This is a genomic window from Methyloglobulus sp. (genome assembly GCF_046714055.1).
Taxonomy (GTDB): domain Bacteria; phylum Pseudomonadota; class Gammaproteobacteria; order Methylococcales; family Methylomonadaceae; genus Methyloglobulus.
The window spans coordinates 1-5,056 of sequence record NZ_JBKKBJ010000051.1; the positions used below are offsets into that span (position 1 = coordinate 1).

7 protein-coding genes are annotated in these 5,056 nt (G+C 51.9%); 1 reads left to right on the forward strand and 6 read right to left on the reverse strand.

Features of this window, described 5'->3' with window-relative positions:
• Positions 1-36: 36 nt before the first annotated feature.
• Together ACLQ6D_RS03055 and ACLQ6D_RS03060 are read right to left on the reverse strand one after the other, a co-directional pair.
• Positions 37-471: a transposase gene (locus ACLQ6D_RS03055; RefSeq protein ID WP_411725792.1), complete on the reverse strand. Its 435-nt coding sequence runs from the start codon at positions 469-471 to the stop codon at positions 37-39.
• Between the two features lie 160 nt (positions 472-631).
• A complete protein-coding gene (locus ACLQ6D_RS03060) occupies positions 632-835 on the reverse strand; it encodes a hypothetical protein (RefSeq protein ID WP_411725793.1) in 204 nt (67 codons plus the stop codon).
• A 41-nt stretch (positions 836-876) separates the two neighbouring features.
• Here ACLQ6D_RS03060 and glp point away from each other — a divergent pair, with 41 nt between their 5' ends.
• Positions 877-2,151, forward strand: a complete 1,275-nt coding sequence (gene glp / locus ACLQ6D_RS03065; RefSeq protein ID WP_411725794.1) for a gephyrin-like molybdotransferase Glp — start codon at positions 877-879, stop codon at positions 2,149-2,151.
• 177 nt (positions 2,152-2,328) lie between these two features.
• On the opposite strand, the gene ACLQ6D_RS03070 is transcribed toward glp, so the two are convergent.
• The 4 genes from ACLQ6D_RS03070 to ACLQ6D_RS03085 form a co-directional block, all read right to left on the reverse strand.
• Positions 2,329-2,553: a type II toxin-antitoxin system RelE/ParE family toxin gene (locus ACLQ6D_RS03070; RefSeq protein ID WP_411725795.1), complete on the reverse strand. Its 225-nt coding sequence runs from the start codon at positions 2,551-2,553 to the stop codon at positions 2,329-2,331.
• A complete protein-coding gene (locus tag ACLQ6D_RS03075) occupies positions 2,538-2,726 on the reverse strand; it encodes a hypothetical protein (protein ID WP_411725796.1) in 189 nt (62 codons plus the stop codon). The genes ACLQ6D_RS03070 and ACLQ6D_RS03075 overlap by 16 nt, the downstream gene beginning before the upstream one ends.
• 138 nt (positions 2,727-2,864) lie before the next feature.
• The gene (sodC, locus tag ACLQ6D_RS03080) at positions 2,865-3,380 is read right to left on the reverse strand and encodes a superoxide dismutase [Cu-Zn] SodC (RefSeq protein ID WP_411725798.1); all 516 of its coding nucleotides are present in this window, start codon (positions 3,378-3,380) and stop codon (positions 2,865-2,867) included.
• Positions 3,381-3,692: 312 nt separating this feature from the next.
• Positions 3,693-4,283, reverse strand: a complete 591-nt coding sequence (locus ACLQ6D_RS03085) for an ester cyclase (RefSeq protein WP_411725799.1) — start codon at positions 4,281-4,283, stop codon at positions 3,693-3,695.
• Positions 4,284-5,056 lie beyond the last annotated feature (773 nt).

Sequence of the window (5,056 nt, forward strand, 5' to 3'; positions counted from 1 at the left end):
CCGCCGGGCACCATCGACAAGGGCACACCCCGTCCGTCAACCAACAGGCCCCTGTTGCTGCCTTTTCTCCCCGGCCGGTGGGGTCCCTGCCCACCGGTTCCAACGCCGTCGGTGCCTTGGCCATCGCGCCGCCCAGGCCTTGCCATTCCCGGGCAAGCCCCCCAGTTCGCTGTATTCCGGCAGGCCGGCCCGCCATGGCCCCTCGAACAGCCCCGCCGCCCGCCATTCCAGGAAACACTGGGGGACTGCGCTGGCGCCGCCAACGCCGCCCTTGGGGAGCGCTTCCCATGGGCGGCCCGTCCGCAACACGTACAGGATGCCTTCAAACACTTTCCGTGGGCCTTGGGGTGTCCTGCCCCCGCCTGGCTTGCGTTTATAAGCCTTGCCACAATCCCTTTGCCGTCCTGGTGTCAGCCGCTCCACGCGCACCCAAAAAGCATCGGGAACTTTCCGGCTTTGTGGTCTTTTCAACGAATGGCAACCTTTAGTAAAGCAATTGATTGCAATTCTTTCACTACTATATAGAATTTATCAAGTTATTGGCGGATAAGCTCTAAGTGATGTTACGCAGGTAACTTTAATCTTCCCGTATGCCGCGCCGAGCACCGGCGGTTTTATCGGGAATTGCCCGTTAGGGGCGCGGCAGGGAAGCCGCGCGTTGCCAAAGGAACAGGAGTCCCTTTTGGCAACCCCCGGTAAAAACACCGGAGCGCAGGAAGCAAGCGGCATCCGGGTCGCCTTTTCTTTGGCTACTTTCTTTTGGCGAAGCAAAAGAAAGTAGCTCGCCTTCGGGTGCGAGAACCCGGTTAAAAGTAGCGTCGCGGTAGCGACACATAAATCACAAAATATATAAATGAACACTAGCGCGTAACATCAGTGATTAATACAAAACCCAGCTGTACCGATATTGACGAGGCGGGGCTGATTTCCGTTAATGAGGCATTGTCGTTAATTTTTGCCGATGTCCAACACGCCAGCGGATACGAACGAATAGCAATAGAAACCGCTAGCAAGCGTATCCTTACCGAAACCATCACCGCGCCCTTTAACGTGCCTGCACATACCAACTCTGCGGTTGACGGTTATGGCATTTGCTGTGCTGGCTTATCTCAAATCAAGCTATCACAACATGGCACAACCGCACTTGAAGTCATCGGCGAAGCGTATGCGGGCGAACCCTTTACAGGAACCCTAAAATCAGGCCAGTGCGTTCGCATTATGACCGGAGCAATCATCCCCGATCAGGTCGATGCCGTTGTTATGCAGGAACATACAGAAAGGCATGACGACACTATCCTGATCGACGCTAGGCACAAGCCCGGCCAAAACATCCGCAAGGCTGGGGAAGATATTCGACTGGGGGAAACCATCTTACATCCCGGCAGAGTCTTGACTCCCGCCGATATTGGCCTGATGGCATCATTGGGGATTGCCGAGGTCAATGTTAACCGCAAGCTCAAAGTGGCGATCATCTCAACCGGTAACGAGATTCACAGCATAGGCCAACCGCTAACGCCCGGAACACTCTATGACAGCAACCGTTATCTCCTGCTCACCACGCTGGATCGGCCCGATATTGAAGCCGTCAATCTGGGTATCCACAAAGACAACCTGGAAGATTTAACAAAAACATTTCAAGAAGCCAGCGAGTACGCCGATGTCATTATCTCGACAGGCGGCGTATCGGTCGGTGCAGCCGATTACACCAAAACCGCGTTACAAACATCCGGCGCAATCCGTTTCTGGAAAATTGCCATAAAACCTGGCCGGCCTTTGGCATTTGGTAAAATCAATAACTGCGTTTTCTTCGGCTTACCCGGCAATCCAGTCGCCGTTATGGTAACTTTTTGCCAGTTCGTTTTGCCTGCCCTGGAGAAAATGCTGGGTATCAAAGACAAACCCATCGCACCCATTTTTTTAGCGCAATCGACCGAAGACTTACGCAAAAAACCGGGACGCACCGAAATCCAGCGCGGCATCATCGAACAAAATGCTAATGGGATATGGACGGTCAAGACCACAGGAAAACAAGGCTCCGGCATACTCCGCTCAATGAGCCTTGCAAACGCCTTTATTATTCTCGACCACGACCAAACTGCCGTCAAAACAGGTGGATGGGTCAAAGTCCAACCTTTTTCAGGTTTAATGTAAAGAGGGAGTTTAATCTTTATGACTCTGGGCTTGATCTGAAAACTTCAAGATGCGGGGAGTGTGATCGGCCAAAACGAAATTATGTGCTTACGGAGATTTCCCGAATCTTTCCGAAATGTTTTCGATTAACCGCTTTCCGTGAATTACAGCCATAACAAGAATCCGGTTCTCATCCACCTAATACACAACCCGATAGCTGTATACAAAGCGTTCCCTGATATTCCCATCGTCGAGTTCTGGAACCACCCTTCCTATCCATGGAAAATCCTGAATGCTTCGAGTTATCCCTAAAATCTTCGTTACGACTGCCCGGGCATAGAATTCTGAGTCCCGCCCGATATATTCTGCAATCGATTCCAAGTCTTCAACTGCTTCGGGTGACCAGACTACTTTGAAGCCCATTTGCTGAGCCGCTTTTCAACTTCCTCTTGGGAAACCACCCCTTCGCTCTCAGCCCTTTCAATACCTTTACGCAACTTCTCAATCACATAAAGATGGTACTGGATATCTTCGAATGTGCAGTCATCAGGCAACTTTTGAAGCAACGACTGAATCTCATCTTTTGCAGTATTCACTATAACCTCCAACATTTCTGTATGAATCTAACCTAAAGCAATCCGGGCGCGGGTCGAGAAAACGTAAAAATGAGCAAAGTAAAGTGCGCATCGCGTACCATTAAACATCGGAAGGTACGCTACCTGACTACGGCACTTTTATTTGATAACGCCACATGCCATTCGCGCACCGCCGCCGCCAAGGGGTGCAGGTTGATCCGCGTGATTGTCCCCACCCACATGCACCATCAGCGAACGGCCTGCGATATCTGTCGCCTTAAGACGAGGGGCAAGCACCGGCTGACTGGCGTTACCTTTTGCGTCCACAAAGAGTGCGGGCAAATCGCCCAGGTGGCCTTCACCCCAAGGGGTGCCGTGGAGTTTTGTGTCGAGCGGGTCGTAATGGCCACCCGCGGCAAGCGCAGGGGTCATTTTCCCATCTTTCTCCTTTGCGTCACAACTCGGGCTCTGGTGTAAATGAAACCCATGCGTTCCAGGCGGGAGTCCTTTCAGTGCAGGGGTAAACACCATGCCGTACTTTGATTCGGAGATTGATACCTGCCCAACACTGGAGCCAACGCCATTTGCATCGACCATGGACAATTGCACCATTGTGCCAGCCATTGCACTGCCAGCACACAGTATGGTGGAGAGTGACATGAGTTTCAGTTTCATAATGGTTCCTTTTGTAGTGAAGTAAGAATTGGGCTAAATGATAATTATAAAGCAAGGGCAGATTAGACGCGCAAACCATTTAACCATTTAACCATTTAACCTTCGTACTAGGTAAGGATTTACCGCGCGCGACCTCCAGGGCAGATTCAAGCCCAACCCTATTGCGCGACTAACCCTCCCTACAATTTATCCGCCGTACGGACGTAAAGCAATCCGGGCGTGGGCCGAGAAAACTTAAAAATGAGAAAGCCAGTGTAGGATGATCTGAACAAAGGGAAGCGCATCGTTCGCGAGTGATGGGCTGCACGTTGTTTAGCCCATCCTACGGCCCTTGCTTTGGTCGCCGGGACCCATCAGGGCGTTCGACGGCAAGCTCGGATCGAGGGCCTTACGTGCGCTTTCAATACCCGCGACGGGCAGCGTGTCGGCTTCGATCAACCCGAGTTGAACGAGCACGGACGCTTGGTCCCAGTAAATGTGCTCGTGCGCCAACTTGCCCTCACGGAATTTGACAATGGCGACCAGCGGCACCTCCACTCGCCTTCCCGTAGGAGCAAGGCCCGGCAGCATCCAGTCCATGCGGATGGTATGAGTGAACTTGAACACCATTTCATCCACGAGTTGATTGTTGCCAATGATTCGCGAGATTGAAGTCATTTCCGTATCCGGAGGCATCTGAGGAATGAAACGCCTGGAATAAAACTCTCGCAACTCGTCCCGCCCCACGCCCCCGGTGAGCACAGGGATATGGTTCACGTAGGCGTCCTCGACCATGGTGGCGAGGGTGTCCTCGGTGTTGTGGGTGGCGAACTCGTGTCGCACATGTTCCTCCCAGAGTTGGCTCAGATATTCTTGGGCAGCGGTGAGGCCGCTGCCTGACTTTGGGTTCTCTGGTTCGTTCATGATTTGCTCCTTTATCAGTATTGGGCGGATTACGACTGCATGGAAGCAGGAGGTAGGGCAACGCATGGAGCGGTTGCCGAGACGTACAACCCCCTCAATCCATTTATGTAAAGATTTGCCGCGCGTCGTAATCCGCCATATCAATGAACACCGCAGTTGGCGGATTACGTCGCGCCCATAGAACAATCAAAACGGATATATCCGTATATTTGCGCGACTAATCCGCCTACATTTTATCCGACTTACGGCCTTAGGTAAGGATTTACCGTGCGCGACCTCCAGGGCAGATTCAAGCCCAACCCTATTGCGCGGCTAACCCTCCCTACAATTTATCCGCCGTACGGCCGTATAAAACAAAACCACATTATAACCGCGCTCCGATTGAGAGCCATGTTAGGCATTTAACTTTACTCTGACCCCAGTTATTTTCAGGATCTGACCTTGATGCATAGTGAGGTACATCGTATCAGGTTGAGATTTTACCCTTGCCACGACCATCGAAAAACATATGTGGTATAAAGCTCCGGAAACACGACATCGAATGAGAAACGCTGTGTAGCGTAGGATGATTCCAGTAATATCTCTTCCTGCGCGACACGTTTTAATATTTTCATGTTGCGAACAGGGTGGTCAGCCTCAAAAACTAGAAGGGAGTCGCTATTTTTGCGAAAGCTTGTTTTGGGCATCCCAGCCCAAGCAAGCGGCAAAAACTTAACGCGACCGCCAATGCCTGCGGCTGCCCCAGCCGTCCTGCTTCCCTCGTTTTATACCCA